General features: G+C 67.8%; 19 protein-coding genes and 1 tRNA gene. 12 read left to right on the top strand and 8 right to left on the bottom strand.

Features of this window, described 5'->3' with window-relative positions; all coding sequences use genetic code 11:
* Entirely contained in the window at window positions 1-771 is a 771-nt protein-coding gene (locus tag OLX23_RS03435) for a tyrosine-protein phosphatase (RefSeq protein WP_264443078.1), read from the bottom strand.
* A 2-nt stretch (window positions 772-773) separates the two neighbouring features.
* Window positions 774-1,586, bottom strand: coding sequence for a tyrosine-protein phosphatase (locus OLX23_RS03430; protein ID WP_264443076.1), 813 nt, complete (start codon window positions 1,584-1,586; stop codon window positions 774-776).
* Between the two features lie 74 nt (window positions 1,587-1,660).
* Between OLX23_RS03430 and OLX23_RS03425 the strand changes: the two genes are divergently transcribed.
* From OLX23_RS03425 to OLX23_RS03370, 12 genes are all read left to right on the top strand, one after another.
* Complete coding sequence (locus OLX23_RS03425; protein ID WP_264443074.1) at window positions 1,661-2,788, top strand: HlyD family secretion protein; 1,128 nt, start codon at window positions 1,661-1,663, stop codon at window positions 2,786-2,788.
* Window positions 2,789-2,798: 10 nt separating this feature from the next.
* A complete protein-coding gene (locus OLX23_RS03420; protein WP_264443072.1) occupies window positions 2,799-4,337 on the top strand; it encodes a DHA2 family efflux MFS transporter permease subunit in 1,539 nt (512 codons plus the stop codon).
* A 5-nt stretch (window positions 4,338-4,342) separates the two neighbouring features.
* Window positions 4,343-5,809 carry an efflux transporter outer membrane subunit gene (locus OLX23_RS03415; RefSeq protein ID WP_264443069.1) on the top strand — a complete coding sequence of 489 codons (1,467 nt, stop codon included), beginning with the start codon at window positions 4,343-4,345 and terminating at the stop codon, window positions 5,807-5,809.
* A 79-nt stretch (window positions 5,810-5,888) separates the two neighbouring features.
* Window positions 5,889-6,185 carry a PilZ domain-containing protein gene (locus OLX23_RS03410; protein WP_264443068.1) on the top strand — a complete coding sequence of 99 codons (297 nt, stop codon included), beginning with the start codon at window positions 5,889-5,891 and terminating at the stop codon, window positions 6,183-6,185.
* Window positions 6,186-6,326: 141 nt separating this feature from the next.
* Complete coding sequence (locus tag OLX23_RS03405) at window positions 6,327-9,416, top strand: CHAT domain-containing protein (RefSeq protein WP_264443066.1); 3,090 nt, start codon at window positions 6,327-6,329, stop codon at window positions 9,414-9,416.
* 4 nt (window positions 9,417-9,420) lie between these two features.
* Entirely contained in the window at window positions 9,421-11,403 is a 1,983-nt protein-coding gene (locus OLX23_RS03400; protein WP_264443064.1) for an adenylate/guanylate cyclase domain-containing protein, read from the top strand.
* On the top strand, window positions 11,390-12,124 hold the full coding sequence (locus tag OLX23_RS03395; protein ID WP_264443062.1) for a hypothetical protein: 735 nt from the start codon (window positions 11,390-11,392) through the stop codon (window positions 12,122-12,124). Before OLX23_RS03400 ends, OLX23_RS03395 begins: the two co-directional genes overlap by 14 nt.
* A 246-nt stretch (window positions 12,125-12,370) precedes the next feature.
* Window positions 12,371-14,203: a ShlB/FhaC/HecB family hemolysin secretion/activation protein gene (locus tag OLX23_RS03390; RefSeq protein ID WP_264443061.1), complete on the top strand. Its 1,833-nt coding sequence runs from the start codon at window positions 12,371-12,373 to the stop codon at window positions 14,201-14,203.
* The gene (locus tag OLX23_RS03385; protein ID WP_264443060.1) at window positions 14,203-18,198 is read left to right on the top strand and encodes a beta strand repeat-containing protein; all 3,996 of its coding nucleotides are present in this window, start codon (window positions 14,203-14,205) and stop codon (window positions 18,196-18,198) included. The genes OLX23_RS03390 and OLX23_RS03385 overlap by 1 nt, the downstream gene beginning before the upstream one ends.
* 115 nt (window positions 18,199-18,313) lie before the next feature.
* Window positions 18,314-18,832: a PilZ domain-containing protein gene (locus OLX23_RS03380; RefSeq protein WP_264443058.1), complete on the top strand. Its 519-nt coding sequence runs from the start codon at window positions 18,314-18,316 to the stop codon at window positions 18,830-18,832.
* 91 nt (window positions 18,833-18,923) lie between these two features.
* Window positions 18,924-19,000: transfer RNA gene (locus tag OLX23_RS03375), tRNA-Met, on the top strand.
* Between the two features lie 73 nt (window positions 19,001-19,073).
* Window positions 19,074-19,628, top strand: a complete 555-nt coding sequence (locus tag OLX23_RS03370) for an AAA family ATPase (protein ID WP_264443055.1) — start codon at window positions 19,074-19,076, stop codon at window positions 19,626-19,628.
* On the opposite strand, the gene OLX23_RS03365 is transcribed toward OLX23_RS03370, so the two are convergent.
* The 6 genes from OLX23_RS03365 to aspS all read right to left on the bottom strand — a co-directional run bounded on the left by OLX23_RS03365 (window position 19,610) and on the right by aspS (window position 25,789).
* Window positions 19,610-20,155 carry a 2'-5' RNA ligase family protein gene (locus tag OLX23_RS03365; protein ID WP_264443053.1) on the bottom strand — a complete coding sequence of 182 codons (546 nt, stop codon included), beginning with the start codon at window positions 20,153-20,155 and terminating at the stop codon, window positions 19,610-19,612. The two genes, OLX23_RS03370 and OLX23_RS03365, sit on opposite strands and share 19 nt — an antisense overlap.
* A complete protein-coding gene (mltG, locus tag OLX23_RS03360; RefSeq protein WP_264443052.1) occupies window positions 20,119-21,093 on the bottom strand; it encodes an endolytic transglycosylase MltG in 975 nt (324 codons plus the stop codon). The genes OLX23_RS03365 and mltG overlap by 37 nt, the downstream gene beginning before the upstream one ends.
* Window positions 21,094-21,099: 6 nt before the next feature.
* Complete coding sequence (fabF, locus tag OLX23_RS03355; RefSeq protein WP_264443050.1) at window positions 21,100-22,365, bottom strand: beta-ketoacyl-ACP synthase II; 1,266 nt, start codon at window positions 22,363-22,365, stop codon at window positions 21,100-21,102.
* Window positions 22,366-22,489: 124 nt separating this feature from the next.
* Window positions 22,490-22,726 carry an acyl carrier protein gene (locus tag OLX23_RS03350; RefSeq protein ID WP_217400351.1) on the bottom strand — a complete coding sequence of 79 codons (237 nt, stop codon included), beginning with the start codon at window positions 22,724-22,726 and terminating at the stop codon, window positions 22,490-22,492.
* A 130-nt stretch (window positions 22,727-22,856) separates the two neighbouring features.
* A complete protein-coding gene (locus OLX23_RS03345; protein WP_264443045.1) occupies window positions 22,857-23,771 on the bottom strand; it encodes a hypothetical protein in 915 nt (304 codons plus the stop codon).
* A gap of 233 nt (window positions 23,772-24,004) precedes the next feature.
* On the bottom strand, window positions 24,005-25,789 hold the full coding sequence (gene aspS / locus OLX23_RS03340) for an aspartate--tRNA ligase (RefSeq protein WP_264443728.1): 1,785 nt from the start codon (window positions 25,787-25,789) through the stop codon (window positions 24,005-24,007).
* Window positions 25,790-25,856: the final 67 nt, after the last annotated feature.

Here is a 25,856-nt window from a genome sequence, read left to right as displayed (position 1 = left end):
TTACCTTATCAGCGCAGCGCGGATTTTCTCCTGCATGGCGGCATCCACCGCCAGCACGTCTGCGAGATAGGCATCGGTGCTGCCGTGGCTGGCCTGGATCGCGGCAAGGCCTTCGGCGAGATATTCGGGCTTCACCCCACGCAGTGCCTGGCTGGTGGCCTCGTCCATCCGCTGGTACTTCGACGCGTCGCTGCCGCTCTTCCCCTGGAAATCGCGGCCGGCCATGACCGTGTTGGTCAGCAGGTAGTCCGCCATGACGTCATCGGGGTGGACGCCGAGGACGTGGTGCGTCAGCGCCACCGAAAGCCCGGTGCGGTCCTTGCCGGCGAAGCAGTGGATCAGGCTCACCCCGTCTTCAGCCAGCGCCGCGAAGTGACGCTGGAGCACGGCGACGAGGTTCGCGCGATAGGGCATCTCGGCATAGAGCCGGCGCATCGCGCCGCGCGCATCGGCTTCGGTCAGCACGCCCTTCGCGGCGTCGATGTGCGAAGCGAGCGCCGCCGATTCTCCATCACAGGTAAGCACTTGAGCAGTGAAGCTCGCATGACGCCTGCAAGGGTTGAGCCTGCGCTCGCTGTCGCCGCGCAGGTCGGTGACCGTCGTCAGTCCAAGACCCGCGATCACGTCGAGATCGGCGTCGCTGGCGCCGACGTGCTGGCCCGAGCGCCAGAGTGCACCGCGCCGAATGCGGCCGCCGCCGGAGACGGCATAGTCGCCATAGTCGCGGAAGTTGTTGACGCCTTCGAGCGCGAGGACACGCGTTGCCGTCATGTTCAGCCCTCCACCAGCGCGGCGCGCAGCCGCTCCTTGAGCGCCGCGTCGACGCCGAGGACTTCGACGAGATAGCCGTCGGTCGACCCGTGCCGCTCGGCCATCATCGCGAAGGCTCCCTCGATATATTCGGCCTCGACCCCCATCAGCACGCGCAGCACATCGTCGTCGAGCTGGCCGGTCATGGCGGTGATCGTCGCGGCGCCCGCAGCGATGCGCGCCTCGACGTCGCCGGCGGTGTTGGTCAGCAGGTAGTCGGCGACGATGTCGTCGCGATGGACGCCGGCGGCGAGATGGACCGCGGCGACGGCGATGCCGGTGCGATCCTTGCCCGCCATGCAATTGACCAGGCTCGCGCCGCGCCCTTCGGCGAGGGTCGCCAGCATCAGCCGGATCGTCGCCACCAGTTCGGGGCGGAAGGCGATCATGCCGTAGTTCTTGCGCAGGCCTTCGCGAGTCGAAGCGACGTCACGCTGCCGCGGCGCCTGGGCGGCGGCGACATGCGGCGCCGAATGACCGGTCTCACCACCAGCCGTCTGACGGGGCGGCGGATCGCCGCCGAAGACGACTTCGGCGAGGAAGCCCTCGGGCCGGCGGCAAGGATGAACCTCGCGCTCGCGCGACGAGCGCAGGTCGAACACCGAGGCCAGATTCAGTGCAGCAATCCGCGCGAGATCCGAATCGGTGGCGTCATGATGCTGGCCCGACCGCCACAGCAATCCGCGTTTCAGACGCCCCCCGCCGACGACCGGATAACCGCCGTAATCGCGAAAATTATGGATGCCTTCCAGCGCGAGCACGCGGTCTTCCGACATAATCAAGTTTCTTCCTATTGCTGATACTAGCCATGCTTAGTATCTGCCGCGCAGATGAGGAAACAGGAAATCCTATGAACGCCGAGAGCTCGATAGCCGCGGATGATGACAGCCAGGGCGACGTGCCCCGGCAGCGCCGCGGCCTGCGGCGCGTGCTCATGCTGGCCGCGCCGGTGGTGGTACTGGTCGGCGCGCTGTATTTCTATCTGACGGGCGGTCGCTACGAATCGACCGAGAACGCCTCGCTGCAGACCGGGCTCGTCGCGGTCAGTGCCAGCGTCAGCGGCAAGGTCGTCGCGATCGAGGTGACCGAGAACCAGCGCGTCAAGAAGGGCGACGTGCTGTTCCGCATCAACACCGACGGCTTCGAGACTTCGGTCGCCGCCGCCGAGGCCCAGCTCGCCAATGCGCGCACCGATGTCGGCTCGAAGCAGGCCGACTATCAGGAAGCCATGTCGCAGGTCAGCGCGGCGCGTGCCCGCGCCGCCTATGCCCAGAACGAAGCCGCGCGGCAGGCCTCACTGCTGCGCGAGGGCATCTCGTCGAAGGCCCAGGCCGACCAGGCCGCGACCGAGGCGCGCACCGCGCGCGACGCCATCGCCGCGGCTCAGGCCAAGGCCGAAAGCCTGCGCGCCAGCCTGGCCGGACAGGTCGGCGGCCCCGCCGATGCCCAGCCGGCCGTCCGCCAGGCCGCCTCGCAGCTCGAAAGCGCGCGGATCGCACTGCGCGACGCCGTGGTGCGTGCGCCGCAGGACGGCGTCGTCACGCGCGTCCACCAGCTCCAGGTCGGCAACTACGTGACCGCGGGCCGCACCGTGTTCATGCTGTCGGGCACGCGCTTCTGGGTCCAGGCGAACTTCAAGGAAAACCAGCTGCGCTACATGCGCGTCGGCCAGCCGGTACTCGTCAAGATCGACGCCTTCCCCGACCACAAGCTCAAGGCCCACGTCGCCAGCTTCAGTCCGGGCACGGGCAATTCGTTCTCGATCCTGCCGGCCGAGAACGCCACGGGCAATTGGGTCAAGGTGGTCCAGCGCCTGCCGGTCGAGATCGCGCTCGACGAAGCTCCGGGTGCCGACCTGCCGCTGCACACCGGCCTCAGCGTCGAGGTCGAGGTCGACACCGGTCACCAGCGCCACCTGTTCGGTGCCGATACGCCGCCCTACTCGCCCACGGCAGGTAAGGCACCGGCCAAGCCCTGAGGCCAGCGGCGTGCCCCCAGCCCAGCCCCCCTCCTACCCCGGCGCGACCGAACGTTTCCTCATCACCCTGCCGGCGATGCTGGCGTCGACGATGGTGGCCGTGGACATCACGATCGCCAACGTCGCGCTGCCGCACATGCAGTCGGCGCTGTCCGCCTCGTCCGACCAGATCGTCTGGGTGCTGACCTCCTATCTCGTGGCCGGCGCCATCGCGACGCCGCTGAGCGGCTGGCTGGCCGGGCGCTACGGCCGCAAGCTCATCATGATCCTCTCGGTCGCTGGCTTCACCCTCGCCTCGGCGCTCTGCGGCGCAGCGCAGGACCTGACCACGATCGTGCTGGCCCGCGCGCTCCAGGGCGCGAGCGGCGCGGCGCTGATCCCGCTGAGCCAGGCAATCCTGCTCGACATCAACCCGCCCGAACGGCTGGGCAAGGCGATGGCGCTGTTCTCGCTGGGATCGATGGCCGGGCCGATCATCGGCCCCTCGCTCGGCGGCTGGCTGACCGACGCGATGTCGTGGCGCTGGGTGTTCTTCATCAACATCCCCTTCGGCGTGATGTCGCTGCTCGGCATGCTGGCCTTCATACCCGAGAGCCGATCCGACCGGCCGATGCGCTTCGACATGTTCGGGTTCCTGGCGGTGTCCACCGCGCTGGCCGCGCTGCAGCTGATGCTCGATCGCGGCGAACAGCTCGATTGGTTCGAATCGCCCGAGATCCAGATCTACGCGGTGATCCTGGCCGCGGCGGTCTACCTCAGCGTGATCCACCTCTTCACCGCGCGCGACACCTTCCTGCGCCCCGAGCTGTTCCGCGACCGCAATTTCGCGGTCGGCTCCGCAGTGCGCGCGCTGCTGGGCGTCGTCGTCTTCGCCACGGTGCCGATGGTCGTGGTGATGACGCAGAGCCTGCTCGGCTATTCGGCGTTTCGCACGGGCATGGTCGGCATGCCGCGCGCGCTGGGTACGATCGTCTCGACGATCGTCGTCGCGCGGATCATCGGCAAGCTGGACTCGCGGATCATCCTGCTCCTCGGGCTGCTGTCCTCGGCCGTGTCGATGCTGCTCTATGCCAAGATCGATCTCTACGTCGACCAGGAGACCCTGCTCTACATCGGCTTCATTCAGGGGCTGGCGGGCGGCATGGTGTTCCTGCCGCTGTCGGTGATGGTCTTCGCCACGCTGTCCGACAAGCTGCGCAACGAAGGCGCGGCGATGTTCGCGCTGACCGGCAATCTCGGCAATGCCGTCGGCATCTCGCTGCTCAACCGCGAGCTGATCCACGATACGGCCGCTTCGCGCGCGCACTTGGTCGAAGGGGTGAGGCCCGACAATCCGATCCTCCAATATGGCATGCCCGATTTCGATCCCGGCGCTGCCGATCTCCTCGGCAGGCTCAATGCCGAGATCGCCCGCCAGGCCTCCATGGTGGGCAATGCCGACGTCTATGCCTTCGTTTTCTACGTCAGCCTGGCGATGATGCCGCTGATCCTGTTCCTGCGCCCGCCCAAGCGCAGCGCGCATCAAGCGCCGCTGCCGGCGATGGAGTAACCCCGATGCGTCGATTTGTTTCCCTTCTCCCGCTGATCCTGCTCGGTGCCTGCACCGTCGGGCCAGACTTCAAGACCCCTGCCGCGCCCCCGCCCCAGGCCGGCTATGCCAGCGACGGCGCCGGCCGTGCCGCGCTCGGCCAGGGGCCCGAGCAGGGCTGGTGGACGGCTTTCGGCTCGCCCGAACTCGACGCGCTGGTGACCCGCGCGATCGCCAGCAACCACAGCCTGGCCGCAAGCAAGGCGACGCTCGAAAAGGCGCGCACGCGGATCGAGGCCGCGCGTGGGCGCATGCTGCCGCAGGTCAATGCCGATGCGCGCGCCGAATACCAGCAGCTCAACCTCTCGGCTTTCGGCTTCGACGCCTTCTCGACCAGCGGCGGCCAGTCGATCAAGAACCCGCGCTTCGATCTCTACACGATCGGTGGCGGCGTGACCTATGACCTCGACCTGTTCGGCCGCAACCGCCGCGCGCTCGAACAGACCCTGGCCGATGCCGAGGCCGTGCAGCGCCAGACCGAAGCCGCGCACCTCGTCATCGCCGGGCGCGTGGTCCAGCAGGTGCTGGCGATCGCCGCGCTCAACGACCGGATCGCCACCGAGCGCGCGCTGCTCGCCGAGGACGAGCGCAACGTCAGCCTGACGCGCAAGCGCCAGCAGGGCGGCGTCGGCACCCTGGTCGAGGTGCTGAGCGCCCAGGCGCAGCTCGAGGACGACCGCGGCGGCCTGCCCCAGCTCGAACAGCAGCTGGCCGAGGCGCGCGGCATGCTGGCGGTGCTCGTCGGCCTGTCGCCGGCCGAGCTCGAGCCGACGCCGTTCACGCTCGATCGCTTCCTGCTGCCCGCACAGGTGCCCGTCGCCCTGCCCTCGACGCTGGTCCACAAGCGGCCCGACATTCTCGAGGCCGAGGCGCGGCTCCACGCCGCCACCGCGGCGATCGGCGTCGCGACTGCGCAGCTCTATCCCAACGTCACGCTCGGCGCGAACCTCTCGCAGTCGAGCTCGGTCCCCGGCGACCTGCTGAGCAACCGCTATCGCGGCTTCGACCTGTTCGCCGGGCTGACCGCGCCGATCTTCCACGGCGGCACGCTCAAGGCGCAGAAGCGCGGCGCCGAGGCCGATGCCCGCGCCGCCGCCGAAACCTATCAGCAGACCGTGCTCGAAGCCTTCGGCCAGGTTTCCAACCTGCTCTCGGCGATCGAGACCGACGGCCGTTCGCTGGCGACACGGCAGGAATCGGCCCAGATCGCACAACGCTCGCTGCGGCTGTCGCGGCGCAGCTTCGAGGTCGGCAATTCGGGCGTGCTGCAAGTGCTCGATGCCAGCCGCACCTACCAGCGCTCGCAGCTCGCGCTGGTCGATGCGCGCTCGCGCCAGTACCTCAACGTCGCCCGGCTCTACGTCGCGACCGCGGGCGGCTGGCTTGAGGCTCCGACCACGGCAGCGAGCACGCCGCCGCCCGCCGGTGGTTAATCGCGGCTAACCCTCTTCAGCAGGTTCGATTTAAGTATAATCCCCTAAGGTCCCCAGCAAGATCACAAAGGAGATCGCTGTGGATCGCAGGCGCGAAAGCCGGCTCTTCGTCGAAGTGCCGGGATCCTACGAAGTCGCGGGCACAGCCCAGCGCGAGATCGTGTTCAGCGCGATCTCGGCCACGGGCTGCCGGCTCAACCACGTCGAGCCGCACATCGCGATCGGCCACGTCATCGCCCTGAACCTGGGACCGATCGGCCCGCTCGCCGCGACCGTGCGCTGGCGCGGGCGCGACAGCGCGGGGGTGGAATTCCACACGCCGCTCGAACATGCGATCGTGGACTTCTTCGCGGCCTACTGCGGCGCCGCCGCCTGAATCCCGGTTTACCCTGAATCCCTCTTCGCAGCACCCCGCCAATCCTCTATCGCGAATCAAGATAACTTAGACGGTCGCAAATCAATCGGTTAGCATGAGACTCGCCAGGGGGGCCGGTCCGTGCGGCCGATGGAGGGACACGTGCGCGCCGTAACGCTTTCGATCGCCATGACCGCGCTTGCCGCGACCGCTTCCGCGGGCGCGCAGGAAGCGCGCCCGTCGCTGCAGGACAGCTTCCGCCTGGGCAACGCCCGCGGCGCGCTGTGCCAGATGCAGAGCCAGAGCAGCGACCCCGCGGTCCAGGGCATGTTCGACCGCGCCTGGGCGATCGTCTGCCGCGACGCCGCGCGCGCCGTCGGCAAGGTCTATGCCCTGCGCGACGATGCCACCGCGACGTCCCGCCTGATCGCCGCGCGCGACGCCGGCGCCATCTGCGAGAGCGCCGAGACCACGGCCACGATCGCCGACGTCGGCCCGGTCTCGGTCACGCTCTGCCGCCTGACCGACGCGAACATCGGCTACAAGATCTACCGCGTCCGCATCGGCAAGGTGACCTATGCCGCGCAAGGCCTGAGCGGCTACGATAGCGCGCTCGAACTGGCGCTGCGCACGATCGTCACCGATCGCAGTCTCGACGGCGAGATCCGCGTCGCGACGACGGGCCTGGCCGATCCCGTGGCCTTCGCGCGCGTCCAGGCCGGCGCGCTCGATCCCGCGCAGACCCTGGCCGAGGGCTATCGCCGCAACAACGCCGGCTCCTATGCCGAGGCGGCCGAGTTCTTCGACACCTTGCAGGCGCGGCTCGATGCCGAGGATACGGTGCGCGACACCACGGTCGGTCGTGACCAGCGGCTGCATGAGTACCTGCTCAACCAGGCGCTGCAGAAGTCCAACCTCGGCGAATTCGCCGAGGCCGACTCGCTATTCGCGGCGGCCGGCCGCATCACCACGCTCGATCCCGTGCAACTGCGCCTGCGCCGCAATTTCGAAGGCATGCACCTGCTCAACCAGGGCAAGCTGGCCGAGGCCGGCGACGTGCTGACCCGCTCGGTCGTACCCGTGGGCGTGATCGGCCTGGGCGGCGGTGTCGACATCACCCCGCCGCTCGCCGCCGAGATCAATTCGTCGCTGCCCAACGGCCGGCGCTTCGGCGCAGTCCAGGCGGCGACCCTGACGCCCGAGGAACGCGCCGCGATCCTCGACGCGCAGGCGCTCCAATTGCGCGGCACGGTCCTGCGCCTGCAGGGCCAGCCGCAACCGGCGCGCGCGCTGCTCGACCGGGCCCTGTCCGACGCCAGCACCGTGCGCGAAGGCCGCATCACCTCGATCACCCGCCTGCGCGCGCAGATCATGGCCGAGACCGCGCTGATCCAGGAGAGCCAGGGCAATTTCGGCGCCGCCGAAGGCCTGCTGCGCGGCGCGCTCGACCTGCTGAGCAGCTCCTATCCCGAAACGACCGCGATGAACGGCGGACGCGCGCGTCTCGCCGCCTTCCTCGTGCGCCGCGGCAAGCCGGCCGAGGCGATGGAGCTCTATCGCGCGATCGTCGCCAACACGACCGCGAACCGGCTCAACACCACGGGCCTGTCGAACCAGCTCGCGCCCTATTTCGAGCTGCTGGCCAGCCAGATCCCGAGCCGGCCCGAACTGGTCGAGGACCTGTTCCTCGCCAGCCAGACCTTGGTGCGCCCCGGTGTCGCCGATACCCAGGCCGTGCTCGCACGCGAGCTGCGCGACGGCGGCGGTGAATCCGCGCAGCTGTTCCGCCAGGCGATCAGCCTCTCGCGCGACATCGAGCGTACGCGCATCGAACTGGCGCGGCTCAACGCCCTGCCCGAAAAGGACGGCACCACGTCCGAGCAGATCGCCTCGCGCGACCGCGACATGAAGCAGCTGACCGAGCAGCAGTCGCTGACCTTCGCACGGCTTTCCGAGTTCCCGCAATACCGCGCGCTGTCGACCGAGGCGATGACCCTGGCCGAGCTCAAGGCGTCGCTGCCCGAGGGCGAGGCCTATTACAAGCTGGCCGTGGCCGGCAGCGGCGTCTACGCGATCTACGTCGACGCACAGGGCGCGACCGCCTGGAAGACGCCGCTCAGCGCTGCCGACCTGACCGCCAAGGTGCGCGAACTGCGCGGCACGATCTCGCTGGTCGAGAACGGCCAGAACGTGACCTATCCGTTCGACGTCAAACTGGCGCGCGCTCTCTATCGCGACCTGTTCGATCCCGTCGCCGCGCGGCTCACGCCGGTCCAGCACCTGATCTTCGAGCCCGACGGTGCGATGCTGCAATTGCCGCCGAACCTGCTGATCGCGGACCAGGCCGGCGTCGACCGCTACCTGGCGCGCACCGCCGATCCCAATGCCGACGAGTTCGACTTCCGCGGCATCGAATGGCTCGGCCGCAGCCACGCGGTCAGCACTTCGGTCTCGGCGCGCGCCTTCCGCGACACGCGCCGTACCCCGGCCTCGACCGCCGCGCGCCAGTACATCGGCTTCGGCGACAATGCCCCGGCCACCCCGGGTCTGATCCAGGCCAGCTCGACCCGCGGCTTGAGCGGCGGCAACACCGCCGATTGCTCCTGGCCGCTCAGCGAGTGGAACAAGCCGATCTCGGCCAGCGAACTGCGACAGGCGGCTTCGGCGATCGGCTCGAGCGGATCGCAGGTGGTCACCGGAGCGGCTTTCACCGACACCGAAGTGCGCAGCCGCACCGACCTGGCCGACTATCGCATCCTCCACTTCGCGACCCACGGCCTGGTCACCGCACCGCGCCCCGAATGCCCGGCCCGCCCGGCGCTGCTGACCTCGTTCGGCAGCGGCGATTCGGACGGCCTGCTGAGCTTCAAGGAAATCTACGACCTCAAGCTCAACGCCGACGTCGTCATCCTCTCGGCCTGCGACACCGCCGGCGAGGCCAGCCGCGCCGCCACGCGCGAGGCCGGCGTCACCACCGGCGGCGGCTCGGCGCTCGACGGCCTGGTCCGTGCCTTCATCGGCGCGGGCAGCCGCACCGTGATCGCTAGCCACTGGCCTGCGCCCGACGACTTCAGCGCCACCCAGCGGCTGATCTCGGGACTGTTCCGCGAGGGCGTCGGCCGGCCGCTGGCGGTGGCGCTGCGCGATGCCCAGCGTCCGCTGATGGACGAAGCGGCCACCTCGCATCCCTATTACTGGTCGGACTTCGCGATCGTCGGCGACGGCGCGCAGCAGCTCATCGTCCAGCGCTGAGCCGATGCCGCGGCTCAAATCCACGCGGCTGCTGGCGCGCCGGATCGGTCCCGCCCGCGCGGTGCTCACAGCGCTGCTGCTGATCGCCGGCCTGCTGATCGCGCGCCATTCGTGGAGTCTGCCTTTCGTGCCCGCGGGCGAGCGAGCGCTCTACGACCTGCGCGAGGCCTGGGCGGCGCCCGTGGTCGAGCCCGATCCGCGCGTGGTCATGGTCGTGTTCAACGACGACACCCTGATCAACACGCGCAAGCGCTCGCCGCTCGACCGCGGCACCCTGGCGCGCGCGCTGCGCTCGATCGACGCGATGGGCGCCAAGGGCATCGGCATCGATATCCTGATCGACCAGGAACAGGACGAGGACGCCGACCTGATCGAGGCGCTGCGCGGCATGCAGACGCCGACCTATCTGGCCTATGCCTCGTTCGGATCGAACCGCGACCAGATCAACGAACGCCAGCAGCAGTTCCTCGACCAATTCCAGAAGACGATCGCGACCGACAAGACCAAGGCCACCTCGATCCGCCTCGAAGTGGACAGCGACAATGTCGTCCGCTCCTGGCCCAAGGTCGTGCCCGGCCTGCCGCCGCTGATGGCGCGCGCGCTGGTGCCCGACCAGAAGGGCTTCGAGAACTACACCGGCGCGATCCGCTTCCGCCAGGCCAAGTTCGCCGACTACGGCGTCTACAACAAGCTGCCGATCGACGTCTTCGCCGCAGGCGTGGCGATCCCGGCGCTGGCCGACCAGATCCGCGGGAAATACGTGCTGATCGGCGGTGACGTGATCGACTACGACCAGTTCGAGACCCCCTTGCGCCTCGCCACCGAGGGCCGGACGATGATCGGGCTCGAAGTCCACGCGACGATCCTCTCGCAACTGCTCGACCAGGCGCCATTCCGCCCGATCAGCCGGGGCGAACTCTGGCTGATCGCGCTATCCGCGGTCCTGCTAGGCGCGCTGTCGAGCCTGGTTTCGGGCGCCTGGTGGCGCGTCGGCCCGGTGCTGCTGATCCAGGTCGCCGGTGTCACCCTGCTACCTTTCTGGCTGCAGGCGCGGATGATCGACACCCAGGGGCTGCCCGTGTTCGGCTGGGCATTGGGCTGGGTCCTGGCCTTCGTCGCGATCGGCGGCGCGGCACGCGCGGTCGGCGCCGAGCAGCGCAAGTTCGCACAGGGCGCGCTGGGCAAGTACCTGCCGCGCGACATCGCCAACCAGATCATCCAGGATCCCGAACAGCTCGCGCTCAAGGGCGAGCGGCGCGAGATCTTCGTGATCTTCAGCGATCTCGAAGGCTTTACCGAGCTCAGCCACGCGCTCGACCCGCAGATGGTCGCGACCCTGCTCAACCGCTATCTCGATCTGCTCAGCGACGTCGTGCTCGCGCATGGCGGGACGATCGACAAATTCGTCGGCGACGCCGTCGTCGCCTTCTGGGGCGCCCCGATCTCGCGCGAGGACGACGGGACGCGCGCGGCGCGCGCCGCCTATGCCATGTGGCAGGCGGGCGAGGAGTTTCGCAGGACCGCCCCGCCCGGCGTGCCGCCGATCGGCCGCACCCGCGTCGGCCTCCATTTCGGCGAGGCGATCGTCGGCAACTTCGGCGGCGACGATCGCATCCAGTACACCGCGTTGGGCGATTCGATGAACACGGCCTCGCGGCTCGAGGCGGCCAACAAAAAGCTCCACACAAGCGTTATCGCCAGCGCCGAGGCGGTCAGCCGTTCGGGCCTCGACTGGTGGCGTCCGCTGGGCCGCATCACCCTGCGCGGGCGCGCCACCCCGGTCGACGTGTTCGAGCCCGCGCCGGACGTGCCTAATGGTGCGTTAAGCCACATACAGGCGATTCTCGATCGTCTAGCGAAAGGTGACGGCGGGGCTCTCGCCGAGCTGGAAGCCCTCGCTGCCGCCAGCCCGGACGATGCGGCGCTCGCCAACCTGGTCTATCGTATGCAGTCGGTCAAAACTGGAGGTTCCTATGTTCTCGAATAGCGTTCGGCGGAAGGTCGCCGCGGCCGCGCTGGCCTGTTCGCTCGGCGTTGCTGGCCTCTGGGCAGGAGCCGCTGCGGCGCAGACGATCGTCGTCAGCGCCTCGGGGCCTTCGGCACGCAGCTACCCCGCGGGCAAGTCGCTCGCCGCGGGCAGCCGCATCGTCCTCGCCGCCGGCGACACCTTGACCGTGCTCGACAGCCGCGGCACGCGCACCTTGCGCGGTCCGGTGACGACCAGCGCCGCCGCCTCGGCCACCACCGCCAACCCCAGCTTCGCCGCGCTCGTCGCCACGCAGAACCGCCGCCGCGCGCGCACCGGGGCGATCCGCGGGGCCGGCGAAGCGGCCAAGCCGTCGAACCTGTGGTACGTCAACGTCGCCAGCGAGGGCACGGTCTGCGTTACCGACCCCGCCGCGGTCGGCCTCTGGCGGCCCGACATGGAACAGGCCGAGACGCTGACGATCGCGCCGGCCACCGGGGGCAGCGCGAGCGCGCCGTTCCTCGTCGGCCAAAACGTTACCACCTGGCCCGCCAGCCTGCCGATTGCGGAGGGCGCGAGCTACGTGATCAGCGGCGGCGGCCTGGCCAAGCCCACGCGCCTGCGCTTCGCGCTGTTGCCGGCGGCACCGGCCGATCCGGCGGGCACCTATGCCGCGCTCGACGCCAAGGGTTGCGACGCGCAGAAGCAGTTGCTGATCGGCGCGCTGAAAAGCCCGGACTGAAAGTCCCGGATAGGGGCAGAAGCCGGGTCATTTCGTCGCTTTTGGGCGTGACCCGGCCCCCTGCCTAGCGTATTGTAAAACGTGGCGATTTCGCCAGCTTGATGCACCCCAATAAAACCGGTCCGCGGACTGGACGAGAGAATCGCGGGCATCAACGGTTCGGGGAACTGCGGGACTTAGGATCCTGTGGGGAGATTTGGGCTGACCGCGCCGACAGGCCGCGGCCGGCCGCACATGGGGCAAGCTATGGCATTCTCGCGCTCAGCGCTTTTCTTGATCGCCGTGGTCGGCACCGGCACGCCGCTCGCCGTCAAGGCGCAGGCGTTGCCGTCAAGGCCGCCGACGCGCGAGGAGCTCCAGCGCGAGCAGGCGACGCAACCGCCGCGCGACACGGGCTCGCGCGTCACGGTCGAAGGCGACGTCGAGCGCGCGCCTTGCCCGCTCGCCGATCCGCGCTTCGCCAGCGTCCGCATGACGATCACCGGCGCGCAGTTCGACGGCCTCCAGGTGATCTCGCCCGAAACGCTGCGCTCGACCTGGGCGGAATTCGCCAGGCAGAGCGTACCCGTCGCCACGGTCTGCGAGATCCGCGACCGCGCCGCGACGATCCTGCGCCGCCAGGGCTATGTCGCCGCGGTCCAGGTCCCGCCGCAGCGGATCGAGGAGAACGGCACGGTCCGTTTCGACGTGCTGATGGCCAAGCTCGTGCGCATCCAGGTGCGCGGCGACACCGGCCGCGCCGAAGGCACGATCGCGCGCCAGCTGGCCAAGCTGCAGGACCAGCCGGTGTTCAACACCTTCGAGGCCGAGCGCTACCTGCTGCTGGTTCAGGACATGCCCGGCTACGATGCGCGGCTGACCCTGCGCCCGGCCGGCACCCGCCCCGGCGAGGTGATCGGCGAGGTCTCGGTCCGCTATACTCCGATCGAGATCGAGGGTGCGGTGCAGAACCTCGGTTCGCGTGAGGTCGGCCGCTTCGGCGGGCTGATCCGCGCACGCCTCCACGGGCTGACCGGTCTCGCCGACACGACCACCCTGGCCTACTACAACACCTTCGACTGGAGCGAGCAGCACGTCGTCCAGGCCAGCCACGCCTTCCGGCTGGGCCACGAAGGCCTGACCCTGGGCGGCGACTTCACCTATGCCTGGACGCGGCCCGATGTCGGCGGCACCGGGGCGGGCGCCGATCCGTTCCGCACGCGCACCTTGATCGCCACCCTGCGCGCCTCCTATCCGCTGCAGCGCAGCCTGTCGCAGAACCTCTGGCTCGGCGGCGGGCTAGACCTCGCCAACCAGCGCGTGACCTTCACCAACGTGCCGATCAGCGAGGACAAGATCCGCGTGCTGTTCGCGCGGCTCGACTACGATCGCATCGATCCCAAATCGATGGGCAGCCTGCGCGGCTATTCGGCGAACGAGCCGCGCTGGCGCATCGGCGGATCGCTCGAGGCGCGCCAGGGCGTGAGCATCCTCGACGCCAGCAAGCCCTGCCCGCGCGTGCCCGCGCCGCTCTATGCCAACTGCCCAGGCCTGCTGCTGTCGCGCGCCGAGGCCGATCCCACGGCCTTCGTGCTGCGCGCCAGCGCCTATGCCGAGTTCCGCCCCGTGCCCAAGCTGACGATCAGCCTGGCACCGCGCGCGCAATATGCGCCGAACCCGCTGCTCGCCTTCGAGGAATTCTCGACCGGCAACTACACCGTCGGCCGCGGCTACGAGCCCGGCGTGCTCACCGGCGACAGCGGCATCGGTGCCCAGGCCGAACTGCGCCTCGGCAGCCTGACGCCGCGCAGCGCGCAAAGCTGGGCGTTCCAGCCCTTCGCTTTCTTCGACGCCGCGCGTGTCTGGAACCAGGACCAGCGCGCACCCTATCCGCGCGATCCGCAGTCGCTCTATTCGGCCGGCGGCGGCCTCCGCGCCCGCTGGGGCGACCGCGCCCGGCTCGAGGCCTATGCCGCCGCGCCGCTCAAGCGCGTGGCCTATTACGCCGACCCCGCGAACCAGACCGGCCTGCGCACGGTCAAGGGCGACGTCCGCCTGCTCGTCTCGCTCACCGTCAACCTCTTCCCCTGGACCCGCTGATGACCCAGCTTCCCGAAACGACCGATGTCCGCACGCCCCGCCGCGTGAGGCCGCTGCTGACGAGCTGCGCGATGGCCCTGGCCCTGGTCGCGGCGGCGCGGGGTGCGACGGTGAGAGCGCAGATCGCGGGGACAGGCACAGTCGTGGCGGGCAATGCCTCGGTCAGCAATCCTGGCGGAACGCCCGCGACGGTTACAGTCAACAGCACAACGGCGGTAATCAACTGGGTTCCGGACGACGTAGCCACCACAGGCGGAACGATCGACTTTCTGCCCGCGGGGAACAGCGTTGATTTTACGGGATCGAGCGACTTCACCGTGCTCAACCGTATCCTGCCCGTCAGCACGACACGCCCAGTCGGGTTGAACGGAACGGTGACCGGTTCGGTCGTATCGGGCAACGCCAACGTCTGGTTCTACAGCCCCACCGGCATCGTCACTGGCAATAACTCGACCTTCACTGCGAACGGCATCGTCCTGACTGCGAACGATGTCGCTTATACGCCCAATCCCAGCGGCAGCATAACCACCCCTTACAGGTTTACGACGCAAACGGGCTATGGAGCCTCGCGCGTGGAGAACAACGGCAAGATCACGACCACCGGCTATGCGCTACTGATCGCGCCGGGGGTTACCCAGGCTGGGACGATCGACGGCGCGGGCTCGGCTGCGCTGGTCGCAGCCCAAGACGCGACGTTCTCGATCAGCAATGGCCTTTTCACCATCAGCGTGAACGAGGGCACGACGGTCAGCAACGCGATCGTCCACACAGGCAGCACGGGCGTAGTCGCGGCGGGCGCCGCCGCGAAGAACGTCGTCGTCCTCGCCGCTCCCCAGAACAGCGCGATCACGATGGCCCTGGGCGGAACCTTCGGGGCGACCCAGGCTGAGGCCGCGGATACCGGCCGAACGATCGTTCTGTCGGGTGGCTACAACATTTTTAACGGGGCGATTTCCGGGCAAACACAGACGCAGACACCTACGCCCACTCCAACTCCAACTCCAACGCCGACGCCAACTCCGACGCCAACTCCGACACCAACTCCGACACCAACTCCGACACCAACTCCGACACCAACTCCGACACCAACTCCGACACCAACTCCGACACCAACTCCGACACCAACTCCGACACCAACTCCGACACCAACTCCGGCCTCCGGGCTCGTCGCGATCAACGCGGGAGCGTCGCAATTCAAGGCGAACCTCACAGGCAAGAGTACCGGCGATATCACGGTAAGCCCTGCGACCGCTGGAACGACCAGCTTCGCCGGAAACGCAACCCTGACCTCGCTCACCAAGGTTTCGGTCGCCGCGGATCCCGACGAGACGATTTCGGTCATCGGCAACCTTGGCATCTACGCACCGGCGGCCGAGCTATTGCTTCGGGCTGGTGGGAGCGGGACGACCGGGCCCCAAGTCAGCGTGGGCGGCACCCTCACCGTGGATGCCAGCAGGACGGGTACGGCCGCCGCTGGGACCAATATCGGCGGTGTCGCAACGATTCGCTTGGAAGCACCAGCGTCACCTGCGACCGCTCCCAGTCTCACCGTGACCTCCGGGACGAACGTCTACGCTGACGGCAATGGCTCCGTCAGCGGCGAAGCTGGTGAAGGCGGCACCGCGCAGATCATTGCGAACGGCGGCACGGCGACGCTGGGCGTCACCCAGATCAGAGCGAGAGGCCGGGGCTACGACTCGAGCGGCGGTCAGGGCGGAACGTCCAAGGGCGGCACCGCGCGGTTGAACGTACAGTCTGGGTCGACGGTTACGACGGGCACCGGAAGCTTGACCGTGGACGCCAGCGGCGAAAGCGGGCTGTCCTCGGGCGCCGGCGCCCTCGGCGAGGGCGGGAAAGCGAGCATCACCATAACGGGCGCGACGCTTAACGCCACAAATACGACCATTTCGGCCAACGGCCTTGGCGGCGATACCTTCTCCTTCTCACAACCAGCCGGCTCAGGGAAGGGCGGCGAGGCAAGCTTCACCGTGGACAGCGCCGGCGTCTTTTCGCTCGGCAACCTGGCGATGCGAGCTAACGGTACGGCCGGCGACACCAGCGCGACGTCGAGCTTCACAGGTGCGGGCACGGGCGGCACGGTGACGTTCCTCAACCAGGGTTCGCCGACACCTACCCCCAGCCCCGAACGGGTTCTGGGTGCGGTCGTAATCGAAGCCAATGGCGACGCGGGCGACACGCCGGACTTCGAAGCACGCGGCGGCACCGTGAGTTTTGTCGATAATGCCACAGGCGTGGCGCGCATCCAGATGACCAGCCTCGACATCGACGCGAATGGCCTAATCGCGCCCTCGGGTTCGGGGGCAAGGATCGAGAGCAATGGCGGCACGTTAAATGCTTCCACCACGTTCGACGTCAAGGCCGCGGGTCCGATCACCGTCGCAGTGACTGGCGCAAGCACGGTGAGCGCGACCAATGTCAATCTGAGATCGACCTCGGGTGACATCATCGTCACCCAGTCTGGCACCAATGCCGGACGCACGCTCTCCGCCTCCAGTGGCGTGACCATGAACGCCAACGGCAACCTGTCCATCGGCAACAATGCCAAGGTCGGGGGCCAGACGGTTAGCGGCACCAGCGGTGACATCGCCATCGGCACGGGCGCGCTCGTCGAGGCAATTACCGACCTTACGCTGACCAATGGCGACGAAGATAAGCGGACTTTCTACGGCGGCAGCGACACCACCGCTGGCTACAGCCTGAGCAATGCCGAAATCGGCCGTTTGCGTGCTGACTCGATCACACTGGTCGCACCCGGCCTTGATACCGGCAGCTATTCCAATCCCGACGTCACGGTTGGCAACCTGAACGTCGATACAAACCCGCAATATGCTAACGGCCAGCTCGGCACAGGCAATTTCTCGATCGAAAGCTCGGGCTATCTGCTGGTGAACGGGACGGTCCGCTTCCGCGGCCTCGCCTCCGATCAGGAGGTGAACATCCAGGCATCCCCCCTGATCTGGATCGACAACGCATCGGGCCGGATCGACCTGCAGGGAACTGCGGGCGCAAGTGGCGGCTACCTGTTGCTTTCGGCGGAACAGATCGCTGCGGTATCGACCAGCGCAGCAAACCAGTTGTTCGGCTCCTCGCCGCTCACAAATCCTGCGGCTATCGACACCCTGCTCAGTAGTGGGCCGGGCACGAACCAAGTCGTGTTGCGCTCATACGCGATGCGGCTCAGCATGTCGAAGGGCCTCTACATCCAGAATACCGGCGACGGGATCCGCTATGACTTCAATCGCCGCCGCGGCTTCGAGGTCGGTCAGGGCGGCCTGAGGGTCAACAATTCCGGCAGCGGTGGCCCGCTTGTGGTCATTAGCGGCGTTGCGACCAAGAGCGACGGCAGTCTCGCTTACGGTCTCGACGCGATTTCGCTGATCACTTTCACAAGCGATTTCAGCCAATCAGTAGACGCCGCTTCGACAGTCAACGGCTGCGTGTTTACGCCCGACACCAGCAATTGCATTCCTCAGGTCACGCCGACACCCACGCCGACACCGACACCGACACCGACACCGACACCGACACCGACGCCCACGCCGACACCAACACCCACGCCAACTCCGACACCAACACCCACGCCAACTCCGACACCAACACCCACGCCAACTCCGACACCAACACCCACGCCAACTCCGACACCAACGCCCACGCCAACACCCACGCCGACACCTACCCCAACACCAACACCGACACCAACCCCGACTCCGCCCCCTCCACCGCCCCTGGCCACCAGCCAGGAGATCACGCCGACGCAGGACCGGATCGAGAAGACCGTCGAACCGCCGGCCGACACCACGGCCGATGGACCGGTCATGGTCGTGACGACGGTCGACGTGCAGGATCTCGGCCGGCTCAACTACGAGCCGCAGGTCGACGAGCCAGTCATCGCCTCGGGCAACGACGACCTGTGGACGCCCGCCTGCGAGGCCGGAAAGGATGGCGATTGCGCGACCGGCGCCGCCGCGCCGTAATCCGCGGACGGCGCCCGGGTTTTTCTCATCCTACCTTAGACTTTAGTCGGTTATCGTAGGTTTAGGGATGTTGCCGCTCGGCCCTTCTTAAAGCTTTCGGCATAGGCCCTCGCGCATGGGGTCGCAAAAACAACGAGAGCAACGCCAGGTCGTGATGCTCAATGCGCGCATGCGCACGGAAGAGGGGTGGTCGGACGTGACCATCTGCAACCTCTCGCCGCGCGGTGCGATGGCGAAAGCCCTGACTCCGCCGCAGAAGGGCGACTTCGTCGAGCTGCGCTGCGGCTCGAGTTCGATCGTCGGCCACGTCCGCTGGTCGCAGGGCGTACGCTTTGGCATCCGCGCGCAGGACCGCATCGACATTTCGGGAATGCTCGCCGAGCAGCGCGACGGCCGCAAGTCCCCCGGGTCCGAGCGAGGCTCCGAGCGTCGCAGCGCCGCGCGCGAGGCGATCGTGGCCAAGCCACTGCCCAAGGCGGTGTCCACCGAACAGGCCAGCCGCACCTTCGCGCGCGTGTTCGAATGGGGCGCGCTGGCCTTCGTCGGCATCGCCGGCGCCGGGCTCGTCGCGGGCCAGGTCTATTCGGTTCTGACCGCACCGATGGCCGAGATTCATTCCGCCCTGAACAAGTGAAATTTTTGCCGCTCGCGACGGTTGACCGCGCGCGCGACCGGCCCTAAGAGCGCCCCTCGCACGCAGTGCTGGTTACCAGCAGCGGCCGTGTGGCGGAGTAGCTCAGCCGGTTAGAGCAGCGGAATCATAATCCGCGTGTCGGGGGTTCGAGTCCCTCCTCCGCTACCACTTCCTTCCCTTCCGATACCGTCGTCGGTCCGTACAGCGCGGACCTGCCCGTTTCGCGCATGGGATCCCTGACATGACCGACCATCTCTTCGTCATCACCGGTGGACCGGGCTCGGGCAAGACCACGCTGGTTGCCGCAGTCGCCACCGCGGGCCTCGCGACCATGGCCGAAGCCGGCCGCGCGATCATCCGCGATCAGGTCGCGATCGGCGGCTCCGCGCTGCCATGGGCCGATCGTAGCGCCTTTGCCGAGCTCATGCTGTCGTGGGACCTGCGTTCGCACCGTGAGGCCTGCCTACTGCCCGGCCCGGTGATCTGCGACCGCGGCCTGCCCGACGTGATCGGCTACCTGACGCTCTGCGGCCTGCCCGTGCCCGCACACCTGCATCGCGCCGCCGAGATGTTTCGCTACAACCGTAAGGTCTTCGTCGCGCCGCACTGGCCGGAGATCTACGCGCGCGACGAAGAACGCCGGCAGGACGAGGCCGAAGCCGCGGCGACCTGCGAGGCGATGATCGCGGTCTACCAGGCGCTCGGCTACGAGACGATCATGCTGCCTCTGGCCGGCGTGCCTCAACGCCGCGAATTCGTCCTAGGCCATCTGGCCGCTCAGCCGCGGAACGAATAGAGCTGCGCCTGTTGCCAGAGCTCGTCGCGCCAGTGCGACAGCGCCAGCCCGCGGAAGCGGAACGGGCGCGGCTTGAACTCGGCCGCCAGCGCCGCCTGCAGCGCTTGCGCCTCGGCGCGCGGGACCTTGTTCTGCACGGTGACGTGGAGCCGCAGCGGGCGATCGTCACGCTGCTGGATCAAGCCGTGCAGACGTTCGGCCAACTCTGCGTGGATCGCGACCATGCGGGGGCTGTCGACGGTGAAGGCCGTGCCCTGCCCCAGGTCCATCAGTCCGGTCACTTCGGCCTCGGGCGGCTTCTGCCGCGCCATCTCGCCCAGTAGCCGGCGCACCTCGCCCTCGGCCGAAGGGGGCAGTGCGTGGAACATGGTGACGTGCGCGGCCAGGCGGTTGCGCTCGGCCGGATAGTGCTGGCGCCTTAGCGCATCGGCCCAGTCCTGCAGCCCCACCGGCAGTTCGGCGGTAACCAGCAGCGGCGAACCTCCAAAGATCAGAGCTCTCCGCGCGCGCGGCGGATCGCGAACCACTTGGCGACGTTGGCGTTGTGCTGCGAAAGCGTGTCGGCGAAGGCGTGGCCGCCAGTGCCGTCGGCTACCATGTAGAGCGCCTTGGTCGGCGCCGGGTCGAGCACGGCGGCGATCGAATCGCTGCCGGGATTGGTGATCGGGCCCTTGGGCAGGCCGACCATCGTATAGGTGTTGTAGCCGTTGACCGCGGCGATCTCGGACTGGCGGATGCGGCGGCCCAGCGGCTTGCCCTTGGTGATCGGATAGATGATCGTCGGATCGGCCTGGAGCAGCATGCCCGTACGCACGCGGTTCGAGTAGAGCCCCGCGACCTGGCGCCGCTCGGAGGGCTTGCCGGTTTCCTTCTCGACGATCGAGGCGAGCGTCAGCGCTTCCTGCTTGGTCTTCACCACGCTGCCGGGCTTGCGCTGGGCCCATAGCTCGTCGAGCCGGCGCTGCATCGCCGTCTGCATGCGCTTGAGCACCGCCGCCCGGCTCTCGCCGCGGGCGAAGTCGTAGGAGTCGGGCAGGATCGAGCCTTCGGCGGGAACCTCGATCTTGCCGGTCAGGTGCGGCTGCGCCATCAGCCGCTCGTAGACCATGATCGAGGGCATCCCCTCGGGCACGGTGACGAAGCGGCGGATGATCTCGTCGCCCTGGAGAATGGCCAGAATCCGCGACGGGCTCGCGCCCTTGGGCAGCATGAATTCGCCGGCCTTGATCGGCGCCGCGCTGGCGAAGAACCGCGCGCGCAGGCGGAACGCCTCGGCCGAGGCGATCGCGCCTTCGCGCTGGAGTTTGGCCGCGACCACGGTCAGGCCCGCGCCGTCGGGGACGACGAAGGCCTGATCGCGTTTCAGCGGCCCGCTACCGTACCAGCCGCCGAAGGTGCTCCACACCGCGGCGAAGCCAGCCAGCGCGATCAGCGCCGCCAGAATGATGCCGCGACGCGAGAACACCGGGGATCAGCCCTCGTACTTGCGGACCACGACGCTGGCGTTGGTGCCGCCGAAGCCGAAGCTGTTGTTCAGCGCCGCGCGCACCGGACGCTTCTTGGCCTTGTGCGGAACGAGGTCGACGCCTTCGCAGCTCTCGCTCGGATTATCGAGGTTGAGCGTCGGCGGCACGATCTGGTCACGGATCGCGAGGATGCAGAAGATCGTCTCGACCGCGCCCGCGCCGCCCAGCAGGTGGCCGATCGCCGACTTGGTCGAGCTCATCGAGACCGTGTCGATGGCATCGCCGAACAGGCGACGCACCGCGCCCAGCTCGAGCTCGTCGCCGAGCGGGGTCGAGGTGCCGTGGGCGTTGATGTAGTCGATGTCCTTGGGCTCGACGCCGGCCTTGCGCAGCGCCATCTGCATCGAACGGAACGCGCCCGAGCCCTCGGGGTGCGGCGCGGTGACGTGATAGGCGTCGCCCGACAGGCCATAGCCGATGACTTCGGCGTAGATCTTGGCGCCGCGCGCCTTGGCGTGCTCGAGCTCTTCCAGAACGACGACACCGGCGCCCTCGCCCATCAGGAAGCCGTCGCGGTCCTTGTCGTAGGGGCGGCTGGCCTTCTCGGGCTGGTCGTTGAACGCGGTCGACAGCGCGCGCGCCTGGGCGAAACCGGCGATGCCGATCGGGCAGATCGTGGATTCGGCACCGCCCGCCAGCATGACGTCGGCATCGCCGTCCTTGATCATGCGCGCGGCGTCGCCGATTGAGTGGGCGCCGGTCGAGCAAGCGGTGACGACCGCGTGGTTCGGGCCCATCAGGCCGTACTTGATCGAGACCTGGCCCGAGATGAGATTGATCAGGCGTCCGTGCACGAAGTGCGGGCTGACGCGCGCAGGGCCCTTGTTGGCGAGCACGAGCGATTCGCTCTCGATGCCCGGCAGGCCGCCAATGCCCGAACCGATCGAGCAGCCCGCCATGTAGCGTTCTTCCTCGGTCATGTCGGTCAGGCCAGCATCTTCGATCGCCTGGCCGGCGGCATCGATGCCGAAAACGATGAAGGGATCGACCTGGCGCTGGACCTTGTGGTCGACGCGCTTGTCGGCGTCGAAGCCCCAGGGATGATCCTTAGGCTTCACCTCGGCCGCGATGTGGCACTTCTGGCCTTCGGTATCGAACCGGGTAATGCGGCCGGCGCCGGACTTGCCGGCGATCAGATTGCTCCAGGTCGTTTCCACGTCCGCACCCAGCGGAGTGACCAGACCAAGACCCGTTACGACGACACGACGCATGCAATTCTCCGAAAAAACAACAGGCTCAACCTCCCGAGAGGTCGAGCCTGCCGAATAATTCATCCCTGGCTCCCCACAGACAACCCTTAGACAGGCTCAGGGCAGCCGGGAATGATGGGCCTTATCAGCCCTTGTTGTCGTTGATGAACTTGATCGCGTCGGAAACGGTGCTGATCTTTTCGGCAGCATCGTCCGGGATTTCGACGCCGAACTCTTCTTCGAAAGCCATGACCAGCTCGACGATGTCGAGGCTGTCGGCGCCCAGATCGTCGATGAAGCTCGCGTCCTCGGTCACCTTGTCGGCTTCAACGCCCAGGTGTTCTACAACGATCTTCTTAACCCGATCGGCGGTGTCGCTCATGAATTGCCCCTTCTAAACCGGAGGATGGAAATCTCGGCAGTCGCCCTAAAGAACGCATGTGCCGCTGGCAAGCCTGTTGGGCGAAACCACATGGCAAATGCACTGCAATCACGATGAAATCGGCGTTTTGTTAGCGTGCATGGGCCGCCAACTGCCGTACGGCGCGGCGGCGGGCGGCAATCCGTTCGAGCCCTTCGCCGACGTTGCCGGCACGCGTCAGCGGCCGAACCTGTTGGTAAATGCGCTCGGCATCGAGATTGCCGGCTGCCTCGTCGCACAGACCGATGTTGAACAGCGTCGCGGGATGGCTGGGATTCGCATCAGCGATCGCCCGCCATTGGCGACAGGCCGCGCCGGCATCGGTCTTGGTTAGCCGCAGCGCGTTCTTGAACTTGTCGCCGTCCTCGCGCGAGAGGCCCTTGCGATCCTCGAGCACGCGGATCGAGTCGCGGCGCCAGGCGGGTGCCAGCGCGCTGCGCAGACGGCCGGCAATGCGCCCGACGAGCTCGCGCACCACGGTCTCGGGCGAGCGCTGTTCGGACGAGTTGTCCTCGCAGCGCGAATCCGTGGCCTGTTCGAGCTGACTGTCGGCATGGATCAGCGCGCCGTCGCGCGCGATCAGGCGGACGTTGGGCACGAGCTCGATGCGCCGGCGTGTGCAACGCACGTCTTCCTTGCGCTTCTCGGTGCACTTGCCGTTCGCATCCTTGGCGACGCAGCGCTCGCGCTGTTCGGTATAGCGTTCGCGCTTGATCTCGGCCGTGGCCGTGCCGCGCAGCACCCCGTCGGCACCGCCGCTAGCGCTGGGCAGAACGCGAAAATAGGGGCGCCCGTCGATCTCGACACTGCGCAGCGCGTCCTCGATGCGGATCGCGAGGTCGGGGCCGTCGGAGCCGCCGAACGATTCCACCGCGATCGCCCTCATCGCCGCCGCGCCGTCGCTGCCGGCGGGATAGACGCCCTCGACGGTGAGCACTTCCGCCTGTGCGCTCGTAGCGAGCAACAGCACGCTCGCGGTCAGCCCACGCAATCCGGCACGCATCATCGGAAGCCCCCTTCTCGATCCGCGAGAAGGGTTAGCGGGTCGGGGCGCAGGATACAACGCCGGCGCCGAACCACCGTCAGCGCTGCGACTAGGCAGCAAGCTGCCAAGTCTCGCTGCCTCTCCCGCCAGCGGGAGAGGGGATGGAGCGCCCCACCCTTCTCCCGCTGGCGGGAGAAGGATAGCGCAGCTTGCTCCGTCAGGAGCTAGCGAAGCTTGGATGAGGGTGGCGGAGCTTACGCCTTCGGCGCCGGCTCCACCACGCGGATGTGGAGTTCGCGCAACTGCTTGAGCTCGGCATTCGAGGGTGCGCCCATCAGCAGGTCCTCGGCGCGCTGGTTCATCGGGAACAGCGTGATCTCACGCAAGTTCTGCGCGCCGCAGAGCAGCATGACCAGGCGGTCGATGCCGAAGGCCGCGCCGCCGTGCGGCGGAGCGCCGTACTGGAACGCGCGGTAGAGGCCGCCGAAGCGCTCCTCGACGTCGGACTGGGCCAGGCCGGTCAGCTCGAAGGCCTTGACCATCAGCTCGGGGCTCTGGTTACGGATCGAGCCCGAGGCGACTTCGTAGCCGTTGCAGACCGCGTCGTACTGGAACGCCTTGATCGTCAGCGGATCCTGGCTTTCGAGCGCTTCGAGGCCGCCCTGCGGCATCGAGAACGGGTTGTGCGCGAAGTCGACCTTCTTCTCGTCCTCGTTGTATTCGAAGAACGGGAAGTCGACGATCCAGCAGAAGTCGAAGCGATCCTTGGCGATCAGGTCGAGCTGCTCGCCGACGCGGGTGCGCGCCAGACCGGCCAGCTTGGCGGCCTGGTCTTCCTTGCCGGCGGCGAAGAAGCAGCCGTCGTCGGGGCCGAGGCCCATCGCGTCGTAGAGCGCCTGCATGCCCTCTTCGCCGTGGTTCTTGGCGATCGGGCCGCCGAACTCGCCGCCCTTGCGGGTGACGTAGCCGAGGCCGGCATAGCCTTCGGCGCGCGCCCAATCGTTCATCTCGTCGAAGAACTTGCGGCTCTTCTCGGCCGTGCCCGGCGCGGGGATCGCGCGGACCTTGCCGCCCGAGCCGACGATCTTCTCGAACAGGCCGAAGCCCGAGGTCTCGAAGTGGCTGCCGACGTCGTGGATCAGGATCGGGTTGCGCAGGTCGGGCTTGTCGGTGCCGTACTTGAGCACGGCCTCGCTATAGGGAATGCGCGGCCACTGGCCGGCCGGGGTCACGGCCTTGCCCTCGGCGAAGGTCTCGAAAGTGCTGGCGATCACCGGCTCGAGCGTCTCCCAGATCTCTTCCTGCGTGACGAAGCTCATCTCGAGATCGAGCTGGTAGAACTCGCCCGGCAGACGATCGGCGCGCGGGTCCTCGTCGCGGAAGCACGGCGCGATCTGGAAATAGCGGTCGAAGCCGGCAACCATCAGCAGCTGCTTGTACTGCTGCGGCGCCTGCGGCAGCGCGTAGAACTTGCCCGCGTGGATGCGGCTCGGCACCAGGAAGTCGCGCGCACCCTCGGGCGAGGACGCGGTCAGGATCGGCGTCGAATATTCGGTGAAGCCCGCGCCTTCCATGCCGCGGCGCAGATCGGCGATGATCTTGGTGCGCTTGACGATGTTGGCGTGCAGGGTGTCGCGGCGCAGGTCTAGGAAGCGATAGCGCAGGCGGATGTCCTCGGGATATTCCTGCTCGCCGGCCACCGGCATCGGCAGTTCCTCGGCGCGCGACAGCACGGTCGCCTCGCGCGCGAAGATCTCGATCGCACCGGTCGAGAGATTGGCGTTCTGCGTCCCCTCGGCGCGCGCCTTCACCACGCCCTCGATCGTCACGACGCTTTCGGCGCGCAGCGACTCGAGCACGGGCAGCGCCGCGCTGTCGCTGTCGGCGACGATCTGGGTCATGCCGTAGTGATCGCGCAGGTCGACGAACAGCACGCCGCCGTGATCGCGCTTCCTATGCACCCAGCCCGAAAGGCGGACGGTCTGGCCGACATGCTCCGCATTGAGAGCGCCGCAGGTGTGTGAGCGATAGGGATGCATCGAAAGTCTTTCCATTCGGCCGCCAATCAGGCAGGGGGAGCGCGCGGCTAACAGGCGATGGCCGCAA

Origin of the sequence: Novosphingobium sp. JCM 18896, from assembly GCF_025938095.1 — a bacterium.
Lineage (GTDB): Bacteria > Pseudomonadota > Alphaproteobacteria > Sphingomonadales > Sphingomonadaceae > Novosphingobium.
This window is presented reverse-complemented; position numbering and strand designations above follow the sequence as displayed.